General features: G+C 37.8%; 19 protein-coding genes and 1 tRNA gene. 17 read left to right on the plus strand and 3 right to left on the minus strand.

Annotated features, from left to right (window positions below):
- Positions 1-9: 9 nt before the first annotated feature.
- Entirely contained in the window at positions 10-774 is a 765-nt protein-coding gene (locus G5B37_RS12690; RefSeq protein WP_164680400.1) for an alpha/beta fold hydrolase, read from the minus strand.
- Between the two features lie 267 nt (positions 775-1,041).
- On the opposite strand from G5B37_RS12690, the gene mraZ reads away from it, so the two are divergent.
- The 15 genes from mraZ (at position 1,042) to G5B37_RS12765 (ending at position 17,390) form a co-directional block, all read left to right on the plus strand.
- Positions 1,042-1,512, plus strand: coding sequence for a division/cell wall cluster transcriptional repressor MraZ (gene mraZ / locus G5B37_RS12695; protein ID WP_164680401.1), 471 nt, complete (start codon positions 1,042-1,044; stop codon positions 1,510-1,512).
- Positions 1,499-2,395 (plus strand): 16S rRNA (cytosine(1402)-N(4))-methyltransferase RsmH, encoded by an 897-nt coding sequence (gene rsmH, locus G5B37_RS12700; protein WP_164680948.1) that lies wholly within the window; start codon positions 1,499-1,501, stop codon positions 2,393-2,395. The genes mraZ and rsmH overlap by 14 nt, the downstream gene beginning before the upstream one ends.
- A gap of 15 nt (positions 2,396-2,410) precedes the next feature.
- Positions 2,411-2,728 carry an FtsL-like putative cell division protein gene (locus G5B37_RS12705; RefSeq protein WP_164680402.1) on the plus strand — a complete coding sequence of 106 codons (318 nt, stop codon included), beginning with the start codon at positions 2,411-2,413 and terminating at the stop codon, positions 2,726-2,728.
- 4 nt (positions 2,729-2,732) lie between these two features.
- Complete coding sequence (locus tag G5B37_RS12710; protein ID WP_164680403.1) at positions 2,733-4,736, plus strand: penicillin-binding protein; 2,004 nt, start codon at positions 2,733-2,735, stop codon at positions 4,734-4,736.
- Positions 4,733-6,199, plus strand: a complete 1,467-nt coding sequence (locus G5B37_RS12715; protein ID WP_164680404.1) for a UDP-N-acetylmuramoyl-L-alanyl-D-glutamate--2,6-diaminopimelate ligase — start codon at positions 4,733-4,735, stop codon at positions 6,197-6,199. The genes G5B37_RS12710 and G5B37_RS12715 overlap by 4 nt, the downstream gene beginning before the upstream one ends.
- Before the next feature lies 1 nt (position 6,200).
- The gene (mraY, locus tag G5B37_RS12720; RefSeq protein WP_164680405.1) at positions 6,201-7,433 is read left to right on the plus strand and encodes a phospho-N-acetylmuramoyl-pentapeptide-transferase; all 1,233 of its coding nucleotides are present in this window, start codon (positions 6,201-6,203) and stop codon (positions 7,431-7,433) included.
- A gap of 36 nt (positions 7,434-7,469) precedes the next feature.
- The gene (murD, locus tag G5B37_RS12725; RefSeq protein ID WP_164680406.1) at positions 7,470-8,804 is read left to right on the plus strand and encodes a UDP-N-acetylmuramoyl-L-alanine--D-glutamate ligase; all 1,335 of its coding nucleotides are present in this window, start codon (positions 7,470-7,472) and stop codon (positions 8,802-8,804) included.
- Positions 8,805-8,813: 9 nt separating this feature from the next.
- Positions 8,814-10,016: an FtsW/RodA/SpoVE family cell cycle protein gene (locus G5B37_RS12730; protein ID WP_164680407.1), complete on the plus strand. Its 1,203-nt coding sequence runs from the start codon at positions 8,814-8,816 to the stop codon at positions 10,014-10,016.
- Between the two features lie 20 nt (positions 10,017-10,036).
- Complete coding sequence (gene murG / locus G5B37_RS12735; RefSeq protein ID WP_164680949.1) at positions 10,037-11,149, plus strand: undecaprenyldiphospho-muramoylpentapeptide beta-N-acetylglucosaminyltransferase; 1,113 nt, start codon at positions 10,037-10,039, stop codon at positions 11,147-11,149.
- A 1-nt stretch (position 11,150) separates the two neighbouring features.
- Positions 11,151-12,524 (plus strand): UDP-N-acetylmuramate--L-alanine ligase, encoded by a 1,374-nt coding sequence (murC, locus tag G5B37_RS12740; RefSeq protein WP_164680408.1) that lies wholly within the window; start codon positions 11,151-11,153, stop codon positions 12,522-12,524.
- Positions 12,521-13,240 carry a cell division protein FtsQ/DivIB gene (locus G5B37_RS12745; RefSeq protein ID WP_164680409.1) on the plus strand — a complete coding sequence of 240 codons (720 nt, stop codon included), beginning with the start codon at positions 12,521-12,523 and terminating at the stop codon, positions 13,238-13,240. The genes murC and G5B37_RS12745 overlap by 4 nt, the downstream gene beginning before the upstream one ends.
- A gap of 1 nt (position 13,241) precedes the next feature.
- Positions 13,242-14,585, plus strand: a complete 1,344-nt coding sequence (ftsA, locus tag G5B37_RS12750; RefSeq protein WP_164680410.1) for a cell division protein FtsA — start codon at positions 13,242-13,244, stop codon at positions 14,583-14,585.
- A 95-nt stretch (positions 14,586-14,680) separates the two neighbouring features.
- Positions 14,681-16,762, plus strand: coding sequence for a cell division protein FtsZ (gene ftsZ, locus G5B37_RS12755; protein WP_164680411.1), 2,082 nt, complete (start codon positions 14,681-14,683; stop codon positions 16,760-16,762).
- Between the two features lie 96 nt (positions 16,763-16,858).
- Positions 16,859-17,311, plus strand: coding sequence for a GatB/YqeY domain-containing protein (locus G5B37_RS12760; RefSeq protein WP_164680412.1), 453 nt, complete (start codon positions 16,859-16,861; stop codon positions 17,309-17,311).
- Between the two features lie 5 nt (positions 17,312-17,316).
- Positions 17,317-17,390, plus strand: a tRNA-Arg gene (locus G5B37_RS12765).
- A 272-nt stretch (positions 17,391-17,662) separates the two neighbouring features.
- Here G5B37_RS12765 and G5B37_RS12770 read toward each other — a convergent pair.
- Both G5B37_RS12770 and G5B37_RS12775 read right to left on the minus strand, forming a co-directional pair.
- Positions 17,663-17,821, minus strand: coding sequence for a lmo0937 family membrane protein (locus G5B37_RS12770; protein WP_164680413.1), 159 nt, complete (start codon positions 17,819-17,821; stop codon positions 17,663-17,665).
- A 228-nt stretch (positions 17,822-18,049) separates the two neighbouring features.
- The gene (locus G5B37_RS12775; protein ID WP_164680414.1) at positions 18,050-19,078 is read right to left on the minus strand and encodes a helix-turn-helix domain-containing protein; all 1,029 of its coding nucleotides are present in this window, start codon (positions 19,076-19,078) and stop codon (positions 18,050-18,052) included.
- 125 nt (positions 19,079-19,203) lie between these two features.
- Between G5B37_RS12775 and G5B37_RS12780 the strand changes: the two genes are divergently transcribed.
- On the plus strand, positions 19,204-19,737 hold the full coding sequence (locus G5B37_RS12780) for a hypothetical protein (protein ID WP_164680415.1): 534 nt from the start codon (positions 19,204-19,206) through the stop codon (positions 19,735-19,737).
- A 78-nt stretch (positions 19,738-19,815) separates the two neighbouring features.
- Positions 19,816-20,652, plus strand: a complete 837-nt coding sequence (locus G5B37_RS12785; protein WP_164680416.1) for a zinc-dependent peptidase — start codon at positions 19,816-19,818, stop codon at positions 20,650-20,652.
- The last annotated feature ends 13 nt before the right edge of the window (positions 20,653-20,665 follow it).

The following is a 20,665-nucleotide window of genomic DNA, read 5'->3' on the forward strand; positions in this document are numbered from 1 at the left end:
AAACAGCCTTTAAAACCCTCTTTCTTGTAACCAGGCAAATAACAATTCATTAAATTGGTCTGGGTGTTCCATCATGGCGGCGTGACCGCATTTTTCAATCCAATACAGATCGCTATCTGGAAGTTTATCGTGAAATTCATCGGCAACTTCTGGTGGGGTTACATTGTCATTTCTTCCCCAAATAATACAGGTAGGAGTGTTCATTGCAGGTAAATCTTTACCCATATTATGACGTATAGCACTTTTAGCGATAGCCAGTGTACGTATTAGTTTTTGCCGATCGTTTACCGTAGCATAAACTTCATCTACAATTTCTTTGGTTGCCACTTTCGGATCGTAGAAAACATTTTCAGCTTTCTTCTGAATATAATCTCGATCACCACGCTTTGGGTAGCTTTCTCCCATGGCACTTTCATACAATCCAGAGCTCCCAGTAATAACCAAGGCTTTCATGTATTCTGGGTACAATTTAGTGCAAAGTAAACCGATGTGCCCTCCAAGTGAATTTCCAAGTAAAATTACATCTTTTAAGCCCTTGTGGTCCATAAATTCCTTTACATACTTGGCAAAGTTTTTTACGTTCGTCTTTAATATGGGCATGCTGTAAATGGGTAATTCTGGTATCAAAATTTTATACCCTTTTGGTGGAAAGAAATTTGCCACACCATCAAAATTGCTGAGCCCTCCCATTAATCCATGTAAAATAATGATTGGAGTTCCTTCACCTATTTCTAAGTAACTGAATTTGCCTTCTGATTTAAGTTGGTCGGTCATGCAGGGTGTCACAATTGTTAAAAACAAAAATACACTTTTTTATTCAACTTAATTCTAAGAATTATTTTTCTCAAATCGCAGCATTCACCCGCCCTTTCTACAGAAATTGTTAATGGCAAAATGAACTTAAACCATTTCGCAGTCAGTGGGTTATGTCTCTTTTGTGTGGTAGGGTGGTAAAACTTATCAACAAAGTGGTATTTAGTGGTAAAATGTGGTAAATACTTTTTATATTTGAAACAGTTAATTAAGATTTGGGAAACCCTGATGGTCAATTTAATAGGAACATATGAATGTAAGGCTGACGTCAAGGGGCGTGTCATGGTTCCGGCTGCTTTAAAAAAGCAGCTGGCTCCTGTTGCGTCTTCTGGCTTTATCATAAAACGTGCTGTGTTTCAGAATTGCCTGGAATTGTATCCAATGGACGAATGGAATGCCTTAATGGCTAAAATGAATTCTCTTAACAGGTTTAATAGAAAAAATGTAGACTTCATTAGAAGATTTACAGCAGGAGTAAAACAGGTAGAGCTTGATGCTACGGGCAGATTAAACATACCAAAAGACCTTGCAGACTTTGCAGGTATTACCAAAGAAATTACTATTTCCTCTGCAATCAACATTGTGGAAATATGGGATAAAGCGAAATACGAACAAGCCATTGACGATGCTGCCAGCGATTTTGCAGACTTGGCAGAAGAAGTGATGGGAGATGCCGATGCTACTAATGAATTATCATAATCCGGTCCTCCTGACCGAAACTGTAGATGGACTTAACATCCGCCCCGATGGGGTTTACGTGGACGTCACTTTTGGCGGCGGCGGACATTCTAAAGAAATTCTCAGCAGATTAAACGAAAACGGTAAACTTATCGCTTTCGACCAAGATACAGATGCGCTTGAGAATGCTATCGACGACCCGAGGTTTTTGTTGATTAATGAAAATTTCAGATTTCTCAAGCGCTTTTTACGCTTTCATGGGTATAAAGAAGTAGATGGAATTCTAGGCGACTTTGGTGTGTCTTCGCATCAGTTTGATGTTGCTGAACGGGGTTTTTCAACACGATTTGAAGCCGATTTAGACATGCGTATGAACCAAGATAGTGCCTTTTCGGCTTATGATGTGGTGAATTCATACGAAGAAAGTCAGTTGCGTAGCGTGTTATTTCAATATGGAGAATTACGCGCGGCAGCAGGAATGGCAAGAGTTTTAGTGGAGGCTAGAAAAGAAAATCCTATTAAATCGAGTGCGCAATTAAAGAAGGCCTTGGGTAGATTCCTTCCAAAGCATAGAGAGAATAAAATATTAGCTCAAATATATCAAGCGATTCGAATTGAAGTGAATCAGGAGTTAGATGCGCTAAAAGAATTTTTACAACAAAGCGTTGAGGTTTTGGTCCCAAAAGGACGCCTTAGTGTAATTAGTTATCACAGTTTAGAAGATCGACTTGTTAAACGATTTATGAGAAATGGTCTTTTTGAAGGTGAACCAGAACGCGATGTCTTCGGAAGAGTAGAGGTGCCGTTAAAACCCATTGGAAAATTTAGTATTCCTTCAGACGAAGAAATTAAAGAAAATAACAGAGCAAGAAGTGCAAAACTGCGAATTGCTGAAAAACTATAATAGCCTAGGCTTAAAATGAAAAAAAACTTCTACAACATAATAAAAGGAAAGTTTCTAGTAAGTGACGACGCTCCTAAAAATTGGCGCTTTATCATCTTCCTGAGTTTCTTGGCGCTTATTATGATTGGTAGCAGCCATACGGCCGATAAAAAAGTGCATCATATAGCGCAATTAAGCAATGATGTGAAAGAACTAAAAAGTGAATATCTGGATGTGCGAAAGAAAGTAACGCAAACCAAGATGGAAAGTAAAATTACAGCAGCGTTGGCGTCGCGTGGGCTACAACCAAGCGAAACGCCTCCCAAGAAAATAAGTATAACAAAACAACAGTAGCGCGGTGCCAATAGAAGAAAAGAACATATTAAACCGCTTATATTTTGTCGCTGGAGGTATGTTCCTCTTTGCGTTACTTATTGCTGTGAAATTAGCCGATATTCAATTTGTTGAAGGCGATAAATACCGAGATCTCGCGCTTAAAAATACAACTCAAAACTTTACAATTCCTGCCAATCGCGGTAATGTTTATGCAGACGACGGTAGTTTGCTTGCTAGCTCGGTTCCGAAATATGATATATACTTCGATGCTGTAACGGTTTCTTCAGAAGACTTCAAAGAGAACCTCGTGCCACTTTCAAAAGAACTAAGCAAGTTACTGGGTAGAAATCCTTCATATTACCAAAAACGATTGCGAAAAGCACGCTCTAATAAAAATCGCTACCTGAAAATAGCTAAAGATTTAGGGTATTCAGAATATGTGATGATGAAGAAAATGCCGCTTTTCAGAAAAGGGCCATACCGAGGAGGAATTATAGTAAGGCAGAAAACCGTGCGCGAACACCCAATGGAAAAAATTGGTGCTCGTTTGGTCGGAGATGAAGATAGAAATAGACCAGGGCATTATGTGGTAGGCTTGGAAGGTGCATTTAACGAAAAACTTAAAGGGAAGGAAGGAAAACGTCTTAAGCAGAAAATTGCAAAAGGTCAGTGGAAACCAGTTTATGACGAGAACGAAGTAGAACCACAAGATGGTTACGATGTAGTTTCTACCATTAATGTAAACATGCAAGATATTGCACACCACGCGCTGCTAAAACAATTAGAGTTATACGAGGCTGATCACGGTTGTGTAATTGTAATGGAGGTGGCGACAGGAGAAATTAAGGCGGTTTCAAATTTAGGGAAGAACAAGAACGGAGGCTATTATGAGCGCTTAAATTACGCTGTTGGAGAAAGTACAGAGCCAGGCTCTACCTTCAAAACCATCGCAATGACGGTTGCTTTAGATCAAAAAGTGATTGACACATCGACAGTGGTCGATACCCAAGAGGGTAGATTTAGAATATATGGACGTACAATTACAGATTCTAAGCGTGGTGGGTATGGTAAAATTTCCGCAGCAAGAGCGCTAGAGGTCTCATCAAATATTGGACTGGCAAGACTAATAGATGATGCGTATAAAAACAACCCGAATAAATTTACCAATCAAGTTAGGAGTTGGGGTTTAAATGATGTTATCGGAATTCCAATTAAAGGAGAAGGTGTTCCGGATATTCCACAAAAAGGTTCAAGTAATTGGAGTAGAAATGCCTTGCCTTCTATGGCTTATGGGTATAACTTAAAAATGACCCCTTTACAGATACTTACTTTTTATAATGCCATTGCTAACAATGGTACCATGGTAAAGCCACACTTTATTAAAGAAATTAGGTCTTGGAATCAGCAAGTAGAGACGTTTTCTACAGAAGTGATTCATGAGCAGATTGCTTCGGAAACTACCATTAATAAGATACAGGAGATTCTATTGAACATAGTAAAACGTGGAACTGGAAAGAGTCTGTATTCTGAAAATTTTTCTATGGCAGGTAAAACTGGAACCGCAAGAACAGAATACGGAAATATTGAAGCTTGGAACAAAGACAGAAAGTATGTCTCTTCTTTTGCTGGTTATTTTCCTGCTAAAAACCCTAAATATTCCTGTATAGTAGTTATTCATAAACCAAGTACAACAAAAGGATATTACGGCGCAGATGTTACTGGACCTGTGTTTAAAAGAATTGCACAGAAAATTTTTACAGATTCACCTATAAAAGCGGAAGTAACTAATATTAACGTGGTTGATACAGCACTCGCACAAGATTACGAAAACTATTATACCAAAGTGCAAGCCGTGCGAAAAAAGGTGCCTAATGTAGCTGGAATGGCTGGAATGGATGCGGTGTCGCTCTTAGAAAACATGGGGTTGAAAGTTAAAATCGAAGGAAACGGTTCTGTGAAGTCTCAAAGTATTCCTTCTGGAGAAGCAGTGAAAAAGGGTCAAACCATTATACTTACACTATCTTGATTGTACTACGCGATATATTGTATAAAGTAACCCTCGAAAAGGTGGTGGGTAATACTGCTGTGGCTATTCGCGATTTACATTTTGACAGTCGCCAAGTTGGTTTAGATGATGTTTTTATTGCGATAGCCGGAACACAAAGCGATGGACATAGCTACATAAAAAAGGCGGTAGACCAGGGAGCCATCGCTGTAATTTGCGAGCAGATGCCTGAACAACTGGTAAATGGTGTTACGTATGTGCAGGTGAACAATAGCAAGCAGGCTATGGCTGTAATGGCAGCAAATTTTTATGGAAACCCATCAGAAAAGCTTAAGCTAATTGGTATTACTGGAACCAACGGTAAAACCACTATTTCTACCTTATTATTTAATCTATTTACCGCTGCTGGTTATGCCTGCGGCTTGCTCTCTACTGTAAAAATTCTAGTGGGCACAACAGAATACAAAGCAACGCATACCACCCCAGATAGTATTACCATTAATAAGTATTTAGCCGAAATGGTATCGGCCGGAATAGCATTCTGTTTCATGGAGGTGAGCAGTCATGGAATTCACCAAAAACGAACAGAGGGTCTTTTATTTGCTGGTGGAATTTTTACCAATTTAAGTCACGATCATTTAGACTATCACAAAGATTTTAAAGAATATCGCGATGTGAAAAAGTCATTTTTTGATCAACTCCCAAAAAATGCATTCGCTTTAATAAATGCAGATGATAAAAATGGAAGTGTGATGCTTCAAAATACTTCGGCAAAAAAATATACCTATGCCTTAAAAAGCTATGCCGATTACAAAGCACAGATTCTTGAGAATCAGTTTTCGGGTTTATTGCTGAAAATTAATAATAATGAATTGTGGGTTAGACTTATCGGAAATTTTAACGCGTATAACCTACTCGCTATTTATGCAACTGCAGAGCTGTTGGGCTTAGAGCAGTTGGAAACACTACAATTGCTAAGTACGTTAGAAAGTGTTGATGGGCGATTTCAATTTAAAATTTCAGAAAAGGAGAAAATCACAGCTATTGTAGATTATGCCCATACTCCCGACGCCTTAAAAAATGTCTTAGAGACTATAAATACAATCCGTACAGGTAATGAAACTTTAATTACAGTTGTTGGCTGTGGTGGCGATAGAGATGTAGCAAAGCGACCTAAAATGGCAAAAATCGCCGCCCAATTAAGTACTAAGGTTGTTTTTACTAGTGACAACCCAAGAAGTGAAGATCCAGTATCAATAATTGAACAAATGGAAGGTGGTGTGCCTCCAGAGCATTTCAAAAAAACACTTTCTATTACCGATAGAAAACAAGCTATTAAAACTGCGTGCCAGATGGCAGAAGCTAACGACATTATTTTGATCGCCGGAAAGGGTCATGAAACCTATCAGGAAATTAACGGTGAGCGAACCGACTTTGATGATTTTAAAATTGTAAACCAATTATTAACCGCCCTAAACAAATAAGATGCTGTATTATCTATTCGAATTTTTAGAGAAAAACTACCAAATGCCAGGGGCAAGTCTTTTTGGATTTATAACCTTCCGTGCAGCATTGGCGGTGATTACATCTCTAATTATAGCAACTTTTTTTGGTAAAAAAATCATCAGGATTCTGCAACGTAAGCAAATGGGGGAGCAAATACGAGATTTAGGTTTGGAGGGCCAGAATGAAAAGGCAGGAACTCCAACCATGGGAGGACTGATTATAATTTTAGCAACATTAGTACCTGTGTTGCTATTTGCAAGACTTGAGAATATTTATGTGATTATGCTTATTGTAACCACGCTTTGGATGGGGGCAATTGGGTTCTTAGATGATTACTTAAAAAAGTTTAAAAAAGACAAAGCAGGACTTCCTGGAAAGTTTAAGGTTATAGGTCAAGTAGGACTCGGAATATTTGTAGGAGCTGTGATGTTTTTTCACCCCGATGTTACTATTAAACGAGAAAAGGTAAACCCCGTAAATTCTCAAGAGGCAATTACACAAAATTCGCCAATAGAGTTTTACAACGCTGAAAGATCGCTGCAAACCACGATACCTTTTGTAAAAGAGAATGAATTTAACTACGAAAGCCTTGTAGGTTGGATGGGCGATACTGCCAAAGATTATGTGTGGCTTGTTTTTATTCCAATTGTCATTTTTATTATTACTGCGGTCTCTAACGGGGCAAACCTTACAGATGGTATAGACGGCCTCGCAGCGGGTACGTCGGCTATTATTGCTGTAACCTTAGCGCTCTTTGCATGGGTTTCTGGTAATGTTGTTTTTTCAGATTATCTCAATGTCATGTACATACCCAACACAGGTGAGGTAACCATCTTCATTACTGCTTTTGTTGGTGCGCTCATCGGTTTTCTATGGTATAACGCATATCCAGCCCAAGTATTTATGGGAGATACAGGAAGTTTAACAATTGGAGGTATTATCGCAGTGTTAGCTATAATTATTAGAAAAGAACTGCTTATACCCCTGCTATGTGGAGTTTTCTTGATGGAAAATATTTCTGTTGTCATGCAAGTGGGTTGGTTTAAATACACCCGAAAACGATTTGGAGAAGGAAGAAGAATTTTTAGGATGTCGCCATTGCATCATCATTATCAAGTAAAAGGATTTCATGAAAGTAAAATAGTTACACGATTTTGGATTGTCGGGATTTTCTTGGCGATACTCACGATTGTAACCTTGAAAATTAGGTAGACGTAAGGGCGTTTAGAATTCCGTTTATAAAGAAAAATGAATAGAAGACTTGTCATATTAGGAGCAGGAGAAAGTGGTGTAGGAACGGCGGTTCTTGGAAAACAAAGAGGATACGAAGTGTTTGTTTCTGACTTCGGAAAAATTAAAGAAACGTACAAACAAGTTCTTATACATAACAATTTAGATTGGGAAGAAGAAGGGCATACAGTTGCTAAGATTTTAAATGCTCAACTAGTGATGAAAAGCCCTGGGATTCCAGACAATGCAGCTATTGTGCAACAGCTAAACGAGGCTGGGGTGCCTGTGATTTCTGAAATAGAATTTGCGGCTCAATTTACAGAAGCTACACTGGTGGGTATTACAGGAAGTAATGGTAAAACAACAACTGCCACGCTAACCTATGAGTTGCTGAAAGATGAATTAAATGTGGCTTTAGGAGGAAATATAGGTAAGAGTTTTGCCGAACAAGTTTCTGAGAATCGCTACGAGAATTTTGTGCTGGAGCTTAGTAGTTTTCAGTTAGACGGAATTAAAAATTTTGCGCCGCATATTGCCGTGCTTACCAATCTAAGCCCAGATCATTTAGATCGATATGATTATAACTATCAGAAGTATATCGATTCTAAATTTAGAATAACAATGAACCAAACTGAAGCAGATTTTTTTATCTACGACGGTGATGATTCTGAAATACTTACATGGTTGGAAAATCATGAAATAAAAGCAAAGAAGTTGCCTTTTTCACTTCATAAAGAAGTAGCAGAAGGCGCCTATATAAAAAATAACGAACTAATAATAACCTTACATAACACCAAACAAACTATGCCACTCGCATCACTCGGATTACAAGGACAACACAATATTAAAAATGCTATGGCAGCCAGTACCGTAGCTACTTTATTAAAAATAAGAAAAGCTACAATTCGAGAGAGTTTAGAGCGCTTTCAAGGGGTAGAACATCGTTTAGAGAAAGTACTCAAAATTAACAACGTTATGTATGTTAACGATAGCAAAGCTACCAATGTAAATGCAACTTTTTATGCGCTCGATAGCATGGAAACACCCACTGTTTGGATTGTTGGTGGTGTAGATAAAGGCAACGATTACTCAGAGTTGCTGCCATTGGTAAATGAAAAGGTGAAGGCCATCGTTTGCTTGGGTGTAGATAACGAAAAGATTAAACGAGCTTTTGGAAATATTGTAGATCTCATTGTAGAAACTGCGGGCATGGAAGAAGCGGTGAAAGTTGCTTATAAAATCGCAGAGCGAAACAACACCGTTTTGTTAAGTCCAGCTTGTGCAAGTTTCGATTTGTTTGAGAATTACGAAGATCGAGGACGTCAGTTTAAAGAAGCAGTAAGACAATTATAAGAAACAAGTGTGAACAATTTTTTCAAAAACATACAAGGTGATAAAGCAATCTGGGCAGTAGCAGGCCTGCTAGCGCTTTTTTCCTTCTTGCCGGTATACAGCGCAAGTAGTAACTTGGCATATCTGTATGGCGATGGAAATACCTTTAAGTTTTTACTGAAACATCTGGCACATTTATTATTAGGGTTCGCCATTCTATATGGTGTACACAAAATTCCTTACCATTATTTTAAAGGACTCTCAATCATTGCCTTGCCTATTGTAGTGCTGCTGTTAATATTTACGATGGCACAAGGAAACACAATAGAAGGGGCAAATGCAAGTCGGTGGATTAGAGTGCCCTTTGTTGGAGTAACATTTCAAACATCTACGCTTGCTGCAGTAGTATTGCTAACCTATGTAGCTCGATATTTAAGTCGTATAAAAGATAGGGTGGTTACTTTTAAAGAAACACTTATCCCGCTTTGGCTTCCGGTGTTTTTGGTACTTGCGCTTATACTTCCTGCCAACTTTTCTACCACTGCTATCATTTTTGCAATGGTAGTTATCGTTGTTTTTATAGGTGGATACCCATTGCGATACTTAGGAATTATTCTAGGAGTTGGGTTTGTAATCTTGGCACTTTTTGTGCTAACGGCAAAGGCATTTCCCGGTGTGTTTCCAAACCGTGTAGATACATGGATGAGTAGGATAGAAAACTTTACAGACAAAGAAGATACCGAAGGGGATTATCAAATTGAAAAGGCCAAAATTGCAATCGCCTCTGGAGGTGTAAGTGGTTTAGGTCCTGGAAAAAGTGTGCAAAAGAACTTTCTGCCACAGTCGTCTTCAGATTTTATCTATGCCATTATTGTTGAAGAATTTGGAATTGTTGGCGGACTCTTTTTAATGTTTTTATACCTAGCACTCTTATTTAGGCTTGTTGTTGTGGCACACAAATCTAGTTCTATGTTCGGAAAGCTTCTAGTGATAGGGGTGGGGTTGCCCATTGTTTTTCAAGCACTCATAAATATGGCGGTGGCTGTTGAGTTATTCCCAGTTACTGGACAAACGTTACCCTTAATTAGTAGCGGTGGGACAAGTATCTGGATGACCTGCTTGGCGCTGGGAATGGTGTTGAGTGTTGCGGCAAAAAGAGAAGTTCAAAAAAGAGAGACCGAAGAAGGTGAAGTGCTAGAAAATCCGTTAGACATTTTAAGCGAAACTATTTAACAACTGAAATTTTAAAAGAGATCAAAACTAAAACTCCATACAAATTTATAATTAGCGGTGGCGGTACTGGCGGTCATATATATCCTGCAATTGCTATTGCTAACGAGTTGAAGGTTCGTTATCCAGATGCACAATTTTTGTTCGTAGGGGCTAGCGACCGTATGGAAATGGAGAAAGTACCACAGGCTGGCTACGAAATTATAGGTCTATGGATTTCGGGTCTTCAGCGTAGTTTAAATTTCAAAAATTTAATGTTTCCTTTTAAGTTAATTTCTAGTTTGCTGAAATCTAAGAGCATTATAAAAAAGTTTAAACCAAATGCCGCAATAGGTACGGGTGGCTATGCAAGTGCACCACTGTTGAAAGCAGCTTCCGGCAAGGGTATTCCTTGTCTTATTCAGGAGCAAAATAGTCATGCAGGCATTACAAATAAATGGCTAAGTAAATCGGTTACTACAATTTGTACAGCTTATGACGGTATGGAACGTTTTTTTCCTTCAGAAAAAATTGTTTTAACTGGAAATCCGGTACGACAAGATTTATTAGAGATTGCAAGTAAAAGAACCGAGGCACAGAACTTTTTTAACCTAAATGAATCTAATAAAACCATTTTAGTACTTGGCGGAAGTTTGGGTGCTAGAAAAATAAATCAATTAGTAGCTAACACCTTGCCTTATTTTATTGAAAAGGATATCCAGCTTATCTGGCAATGTGGAAAATTATACGAAAGCGATTATAAGACTATGGCTACCGAATCAATTCAGGTGCACCCATTTTTAAACAGAATGGATTTAGCGTATGCCGCGGCAGATGTCATTATTTCAAGGGCGGGAGCGCTTTCGGTTTCAGAATTATGCCTGGTGGGTAAACCAGTTATTTTTATTCCGTCGCCTAACGTTTCCGAAGATCATCAAACCAAAAACGCTTTGTCTATTTCAGAAAAAAATGCGGCAATTCTACTGCGGGAAAAGGAGGCTGATAATGATTTTCAAGAGACCATAGGTTCCTTGTTAACAGACGTGGTTAGACAACAGGAACTTTCAGAAAATATTAGAAAATTGGCACGGCCAAATGCGGCAAAAGATATTGTAGATGAGGTAGATAAGCTACTAAGAAATACTAGAAAAGTGTAAAGTGAATATTCTTCATAACATAGAAAATATATACTTCGTTGGCATTGGCGGAATTGGGATGAGTGCCCTTGCTCGCTTTGCGAAATTGAAGGGCCTTGCCGTGTCTGGTTACGATAAAACCGAGACAACACTTACTAGGCTATTAGCTTCTGAAGGAATTGATATTACCTATGAAGATACCATTGCTGAAATTTCAGAGAGGGTAAAAAACGAACGTACTACTCTGGTGGTCTATACCCCAGCGATACCTAAGAATAATAACATACTCAATTGGTTTATAAGCGAAAATTACAACGTCATAAAGCGCTCACAGTTGCTTGGTGAGGTTACAAAGAACACTTTATGTTTGGCAGTCGCTGGCACTCATGGTAAAACAACAACTTCGGCTATTTTAGGTCATTTGTTGGCTTCCTGTGAGATGCCGGTCACTGCTTTTTTAGGAGGAATTGCAGAGAACTATAAGTCTAATTTTATAAGTAAAGGAACTGAAATTACGGTAGTTGAAGCAGATGAATTTGATCGCTCGTTTCTTACATTAAGTCCAGATATAGCTTGTGTTACTTCTATGGATGCAGATCATCTAGATATCTACGGAAATGCAAACGCAATTGAAGAGGGGTTTAAAGAATTTGCAGCACTCGTAGAGAAGAAAGAAAATTTATTACATAAAAAAGGGTTGCCATTATCTGGGCAAACAGTGGCAATTGAGGAGGAGGCAGCTTTTGAAGCGCAAGAGGTGCGCATAGAAAATGGAGCTTATGTGTTCAATTTAAAAACTCCAAAACAAACCGTACAAGATTTACAATTTTACCTGCCCGGACATCATAACCTACACAATGCAGTAACAGCCTTGGGAATGGCAATTTTAGCAGGTTCCCCGACCGATTGTTTACCCAAGGCTTTAGCTTCTTTTAAGGGAGTAGATCGACGCTTCTCTTATAGAATTAGAAGTAATGATTTGGTGCTAATAGACGATTATGCACACCACCCTACAGAGATAAATGCGCTCTATCAGGCGGTTTCAGAAATGTACCCAAACGATAAAAAAGTTATTGTTTTTCAACCACATCTTTTTAGTCGAACCAAAGATTTTGCTGTGGGTTTTGCTGAAAGTTTAGCGCAATTTGACGAAGTATGTTTGTTAGATATCTATCCGGCTCGAGAGATGCCAATAGAGGGCGTGACTTCACAATGGCTTGCAGATTTAATTCGTGAAGTTGATGATAACAAAACCAATACATTGGTTCCTACTATACTATCGAAATCTCAAATAGCTACGTTTCTAAAAAAATCGGATTGTCGAATTAAGCTTATGGTTGGAGCAGGAGATATTGGTGCTGAGGTTCAGCAGGTAACAAAAGAATTAGCCAAATGAAGAAGTTAATAATCCTTACAAAATTTGTTTTGCTATTGGCACTTGTGGTGTTTCTTTTCAGTTTCACACACAACCGAAATGCGGCGCGAAAATTAAGTAAAGTTGATATCGAATTTCTGGATGAAAATGACCCATTTATCACCTTGAATACTGTTAATAAATTGTTAGTACAAAATCAGGATAGTGTTACGGGTGTCGATAAAGAAACTTTAGTTTTGAAAGAGATGGAGTCCCGCTTACTTGAAAATGCGATGATTCGCGACGCGCAAGTATATGTAACGGTTGACGGCGTTTTAGGGGCAAAGATAGAACAAAGAAATCCGATAGGTAGAGTGTCGGCATCGCCTAACTATTACGTTGATGCAGACGGAAAGAAAATGCCTTTGTCTACAGTTTATGCAGCAAGGGTGCCAATTATAACCGGACGTTCTAAAACCAATTTTACGGAAATAACGCCGTTATTATTGAAGATACATGAAGATGATTTTATGAAACAGAGCGTCGTAGGGATTAACGTGGCCATGGATGGAAGTGTAGTTTTAAAGCTTCGTAAACATGATTTTGACGTTGCGTTTGGTAAACCAAAAGATATGGATTTAAAATTTCAGAATTTTAAAGCATTTTATCAAAAAACAAAACAGGACAACACATTGAAAAACTACCGTATAATCGATTTGCAGTTTGGAAATCAAGTGGTAGCAACAAAAAAAGAGTAGAATGGAAAACGAAAGCATAGCGGTAGGATTAGATATTGGTACCACCAAGATTGTTGCTATGATTGGTAGGAACAATGAGTACGGTAAAATGGAGATTTTAGGCATTGGGAAGTCTAAAAGCCTTGGTGTACATCGTGGTGTGGTAAATAACATTACCCAAACCATACAATCTATTCAGCAAGCGGTACAAGATGCAGAAACGTCTTCAGGCTTAAAGATTGAAGATGTTGTAGTGGGTATTGCTGGGCAGCATATTAGAAGCCTTCAGCATAGTGATTATATTACCAGAAACAATAGTGATGAAGTAATTGATGTAGAAGATATTGATCGGTTATGCAACCAAGTTCACAAATTGGTAATGCTACCAGGTGAGGAGATTATTCATGTGCTTCCTCAGGATTTTAAAGTAGATGGCCAGGCAGAGATTAAGGAGCCTATAGGAATGTATGGAGGTCGCTTAGAAGCAAACTTTCATGTAGTTGTCGGGCAAGTATCGTCTATTAGAAACATTGGGAGATGTGTAAAAAGTACAGGACTAGAATTGTCGGGTATTACACTAGAACCTTTGGCTTCGGCAAATGCTGTACTTAGTCAAGAAGAGAAAGAAGCGGGTGTAGCATTAATCGATATTGGTGGTGGCACAACAGACTTGGCGATTTTTAAAGATGGCATTATTAGACATACTGCGGTAATTCCTTTTGGTGGAAATGTAATTACCGAAGACATTAAAGAAGGCTGTAGTATTATTGAAAAGCAGGCAGAATTACTGAAAATTAAATTTGGTTCTGCATGGCCTGGAGAAAATAAGGATAACGAAATTGTTTCTATTCCCGGATTACGTGGTAGAGAACCTAAAGAAATTACACTGAAGAACCTTTCAAAAATAATTCATGCGCGCGTAGTAGAAATTATAGAACAGGTTTATTTAGAGATAAAAAATTACGGTCACGAAGAACAAAAGAAGAAGTTAATCGCTGGTATTGTACTTACTGGAGGAGGCTCTCAATTGCAACATTTAAAGCAGTTGGTAGAATACATTACGGGAATGGACACACGTATTGGCTACCCGAATGAGCATCTAGCTGGAGGCAGTGATGGCGAAACTACGAGTCCGTTGTACGCAACAGCCGTAGGTCTTGTTCTAAATAGTTTAGAGAACAAGCATCGTGTAGCACCAAAAGCAATAGAGGCCCTAGAAAGTGCCGGTGATGATGCGGAAACACAATCAAGTACTGCTGGAGGAGAGATGCATACTGATACTAGAGATGAAACCCCAAAAGAGCGTAAGCGCTTCTTTGATAAGTGGGCAGAAAAGTTTAAAGAATTTTTAGATAACGCAGAATAAACTGTCGTTTGTGCATTGCACGGTAAACGATATAAAATATATAATAGTTCCGCAGTGCGGAATCATAAAAATAAACCTCGCAAAATAATAGTTATATGAGTACTAACTTTGATGAAACAATCGCATTCGATATGCCAAAAAACCAAAGCAATGTCATAAAGGTCATTGGTGTTGGTGGTGGTGGTAGTAATGCAATTAACCACATGTTTAGTCAAGGCATTAAAGGTGTAGATTTTGTAATCTGCAATACAGATGCCCAGGCTTTAGAAAATAGCGCTGTGCCTATTAAAATTCAACTAGGTGTCTCACTTACTGAAGGATTAGGAGCAGGAGCGAACCCAGCTATTGGTGAACAATCTGCTATGGAAAGTCTTGAAGAAATCAAGAACATGCTTGCCACAAATACCAAAATGATTTTTATTACTGCCGGTATGGGTGGTGGTACTGGTACAGGAGCAGCTCCTATTATAGCGAAAATGGCAAAAGAGCTGGATGTACTTACCGTGGGAATTGTAACTATTCCGTTTCAGTTTGAAGGAAAAATGCGAAGTGAACAAGCACAGATTGGTGTTGAAAAACTCCGTCAGAATTGCGATTCGCTAATTGTAATAAACAATAATAAATTACGTGAGGTATATGGTAATTTAGGTTTTAAAGCTGGTTTTTCTAAGGCAGATGAAGTATTAGCCACTGCAGCGCGAGGTATTGCAGAGGTAATTACACATCACTACACGCAGAATATTGACTTGCGTGATGCTAAAACAGTATTGGCAAATAGCGGTACAGCAATTATGGGTAGCGCTAGTGCTAGTGGGGCTAACCGTGCACACGAAGCCATTAACAAGGCGCTAGATTCTCCGTTGTTAAACGACAATAGTATTCAAGGGGCTAAGAATGTGTTGCTTCTTATTGTTTCCGGTAATGAAGAAATTACGATCGATGAGATTGGTGAAATTAGTGATCACATTCAGACACAAGCTGGTTACAGCGCCAATATTATTATGGGTATTGGTGAAGATGAAACGTTAGAAGGTGCGGTAGCAATTACAGTTATTGCAACTGGGTTCAACGCAGAGCAACAAGACGACATTGCCAATACAGAGACTAAGAAAATTATACATACGTTAGAGGAAGAACAGAAGGCAGAGCAAGATCTTTCACCAAAGAAAGGTGCAACACCGGTTGAATTGCCTAATGAAACTGCAAAACAACCACCTGTAGTAGAAAAACCGGTGATAAGGCATACGTTGGTTTTAGACGAGGAGGAAGCGCCAATAAAGAAGCCAGAGGCAAAGACAGTTCCAGCCGTTGAGGAGCCTACAGATACACAAGCAGAACTTCCATTTGAAGGGTATATTGAAACATCTGAACTTATTAGAAATATTAAGGTTGAATCAACACAGATAGATATTCATCATTTGGCAGAATTTGAACAACTTCTAATCAATGAAATTGATGTTAATAGCTTCGAAATTGTAAAGCCTCCAGTTGAAGTAGAGGAAATTTCCGTAGAGACTACTACAGAAGAAGAATTTATTATTTCAGAAAAGAAGGAAACCCCTATTTCACAAGAACCAGAAGTAGAAGAGCAAATGCTGATGTTCGATTTGCCAGTAAATGCTACGGAAACTCCAGCAGCTACAACCGAGGTACAGCTTGAAGAACAAAAGGAAGAAATACTTACTTCTAGGATAGAAGATATTGAGGTAAATGAGCCTGTAGAAATTATCCCAATTACTGAAGTTTCTGGTGATGGGGTGAAACGCTATAGCTTAGACGACTATGAAGAGAAAGAAGCAGAATTATTAGGCGCGAAGCCTGCTGCAAAACAAGTAGCTGAAGAAGAGATTGCGTTTGAAACTAAAACCGTAGAAACTACCGAAACTGAAGACGAGGTATCACCAGACGATGCAGATCCGCTAAATACGCCTATTGCTAAATTACTAGCCTCAAGAACTGAAGAGCGAAAAAAGAAAATGAAGGAGTTTAATTATAAGTTCCGAAATAGCTCTTCTAAGATAGATGATATTGAAAAGCAACCTGCATACAAGCGCATGGGAATTGAACTAGAAGATTCTGATACAGATACTACTATTTCACGAACTTCTGTAAGTACAGATGATGATGACGTTGATTTGAGAAATAATAATTCGTTTTTACACGATAATGTAGATTAGCAATCTACTAAATACGTTATAAGGCCGTTCATTTGAATTGAAAAGTGAGCGGCTTTTTTTTAGAATAAGTATCTTTGCGCTTCAATATTATATACTATGAGTTTATCAAGTACCATTATGGATGCAATGAAAATTGCAATGAAGGAGAAGAACCAAGAAGCCCTACAGGCATTAAGATCTGTAAAGTCTGCAATATTATTAGCTCAGACAGAAAGTGGGGCAAAAGAAGACTTAAGTGAAGAAGCCGAGTTAAAGTTACTTCAGAAGTTGGTAAAGCAGAGAAAAGATAGCGCAGCTATATATAAAGAGCAGGGAAGAGAAGATTTGGCTGCGCCAGAATTGGCAGAAGCAAAAGTGATTTCTCAATTTTTGCCTGAGCAGTTAACAGAAGATGAAGTAGCAGTCTTGGTAGATGAAGCCATTGGGCAGACAGGAGCAAGTTCTATGGCAGACATGGGAAAGGTAATGGGAATGGTTAATGGCAAAGCAGCAGGAAGAGCAGATGGTAAAACCATAAGCATGATTGTTAAACAACGATTGAGTAACTAAATAAAGGCCGCGTGGCGCAACTGAATAGCGCATCAGATTTCGGCTCTGAGGGTTGGGGGTTTGAATCCCTCCGCGGTCACGAATAAATAAAACACCAGATAAAATGTCTGAGCTTGCTCAAGCATTTTATCTGGTGTTTTATTTTCAACATGCATCCGACGAGCCATGCGAGAGGAATGCATAGCTTTGAGGGATCTATAATCCCGATAAGTTTATAAACCTTTGAGCTGTATCTTCGTTACACAATCTGAGCGCTTCAAAAATGATTACGTAGAACTAAATACATCAGAAATTAAAATAGCCCCCATGAAAAATCATGAAGGCTACTTCTCAATTAAATAGTTAATGAAGTTATATCTTTTTACCTGTAAGTAATTTATAAAGAATCATTATTACAGCGAGTACTAGCAAAATATGGATAAAGTTACCAACCGCGGCTGCAAAGCCAAAAAATCCAATGAGCCATCCTACTATCAAGATAACTACAATTAACCAAATTAAGTCTTTCATTTTCTAAGTTTTTACGTTGTTATGAAGATAAAAGTAGGGAATGAAATACAGGCTTAATCAGGGTTTAACTCAGTTTAACTAATTGTATGCCAAATGTTTATAAGTAATTGAGTTGTGTTATTAATAATCTTAAAAGTGTTAAAAAGTATCGTGTAGTATTATTATTTTATATGAATATTTTCTTCAATATTTCTTCAGGTAACATTTATAAGATTGCTGAAACTACCTCTATTTTAACCTAAGCTTTTTATTGTTTTGTCTATACTCTGAAGGCGATATCTGGTATGTTTCTTTAAAAATTTTTGAGAAGTAACTTTTGCTTGATAATCCTAACTTTTCGACGATTTCAGAAATATTGAAATCGGTATTATTTAAAAGCGTCTTTGCATAAATCATTCTTCTATGCTGAATGTAACCATTTACTGTAGTACCATGTAAATGTTTAAACCCTTGTTGTAGCTTATTTGCATTAATACCTACCTCTTGAGCAAGCTCTTCTATAGAATCTAAATCGGCAAGACCGTAATCTATTATGTCAGTAGCTTTTTGAATCATAGAAACTTCATAACTACGTAAAACACCACCCCCGTTATCTTCGTTAATGTCATCGTGGTATTGTACAATTTGGTGTGTTAAGATGTCGTATGCCTGTCCTTCTAAGAAAATTCTTCTTACAAAATCATTGTTTTCAAAAGTTTCAATTTTCTTAAATAAATCTGCAATTTGAAGGCTGTAAAATCCATTATGATAAAATTCATTGACCGCCTTTTTATCTGAAAATAAAGTTTTAAGCTCTGGAGATAGACTTTTTAATTCGCAGTCGATTTTGTCCTGAAAAATGTTACGATCTATTTCTAAACTGCCCACTTGTATTTCGGTTTCTGCTTTAAAGCGCAGTATATGTCCGTTAGTGCTTTTACTGGCAACAATCGCACTTTGGTATTGTTCTATGGTATTATTTTCTTCATTATCTTGAAAGCGATGCTCAAGCTCTCCTTTAAGGCAATAAAGGAATTTAAGTGGGTGCACTTTATCTATCACAAAATGAAATTCAATGTCCTGACTAAATGTGCATTGATAAATAAGAATACCAAAACCACCATCAAAATTAATTCCCTTAATAAACCCCGAACCAATTTTTTTAGGTATGTCTACATGGTATTCTCCACAATTTTCTTGATAAGACACATTAAAAGCATTAGCAATATCTTGTATTACTTCAAAAAGAGGTAAGGATTGAACTTTTATTTTTCGCATAGTTAAGTTTGATATAGCTAAGATACGACTTAACTAAAAATCTTAATAGTTGGGTTTGTAAAAAGTATTTTTTGAAATCAGCATAGCGAGATATACATTTGTAAAAGCTGAAATAAATAATAGATATGAAAAAGATACTAGGTATAGGTTCGCGAATAAGTCACCCAACGTATGGAAAAGGCGTGGTCACCAATGTTGATAGTAAAATGTATTGGGTAACTTTTATAGACAGCGGATTAGAAACACTAACTTTTGACGAAGATTTTGAAGTGATAGAGGCTGCTGAAGATGAGGTTGACACAGTTAGTTTCTATGAAGTAGAGAAAAGCTTGAGAAACCTGCTTAAAAAATGGAGCGACGCTTCAGAAATTGTGCCTATTGCAGATAAATACAAAGGAGGTACATTGGTGCTTAAACCAAAAGATAGTTCTCTTTCAGATAAAGAAATTCCAATAGACACCTTTTTCCATAAAATAGTCATGCTTCGCGACAGACTTCGGGTTATGGAACAAAAAATTAATAGCAGCAAGTTATTAGAAGATCAAGATAAAGTAGATCTGCAACAGTACATTACTCGTTGTTATGGTAGTCTAACTACCTTTAACGTGCTTTTTAAGAATAACTCCCAACATTTTAAAGGGGATAGTGGTAAGAAGTAATAATTAGCATTCATAGGTCGTTAGTTAACTTAAGGGTTGCGTACAATTTATTAGTACCTTAGGCTTCCCAAATACGCTATGATGTACATCTTACAAGCCGATGTTGATAATACTTGGTTGGCGCCTTATGCCTATACTATTGTTTTGTTAGGTTTCGGTTTTTTTCTTTTTAGAGTTTTCGAAAATTGGTATGCCTCAAATTTCAACAAACCGCTGTTTCGACATTTTTTTGTGTACAAGAAGATTTCGGCTGCACAAGTGACCATCCTTGAAAATGAATTTTACTTTTACACCTTGCTTTCAGCAAAACACAAAAGACAATTTAAACACAGAATTGCCACTTTTATCGCGAGTAAAGAGTTTGTAGGAAGAGATGGCTTGGTGATTACAGAGCGAATGAAAACGCTCATTGCCGCTGTGGGCTGTATGCTAAGTTTTGGCAGAAAGAACTACGAATACAGTCTAATAAAATATGTTTTAATTTACCCAGAAGAATTTTATAGTGAGGCGAATCAAGCCTACCATAAAGGAGAGTTTAATCCGAGACAGAAGGCTCTAGTGTTTTCCTGGAAAGATTTTGAATTTGGCTACCGAATTAACGACGATAATCTCAACCTCGGAATCCATGAGTTTATGCATGCGATGCAGCTAGAAGCCAGAAAAAGTAGGGATATAGATGCTACTCGCTTTTCTAAACAATTTCAGAATATTCTTAAAAGATTAACCCATCAAGAAGTTAAAGATAAGCTTGATGAAACCCGATATTTTAGAGCATATGCGTTTACAAATCAATACGAATTTATGGCGGTTTTAGCCGAGTATTTTATTGAATCTCCAACCGATTTTAAAGATCATTTCCCTCAATTATACGACCATACTCAAAAGCTACTCAATTTTAGGTTTGCAGGGTATTAGAAAAAAATATTTG

This window comes from Rasiella rasia, assembly GCF_011044175.1.
Classification (GTDB): Bacteria; Bacteroidota; Bacteroidia; order Flavobacteriales; family Flavobacteriaceae; genus Marinirhabdus; species Marinirhabdus rasia.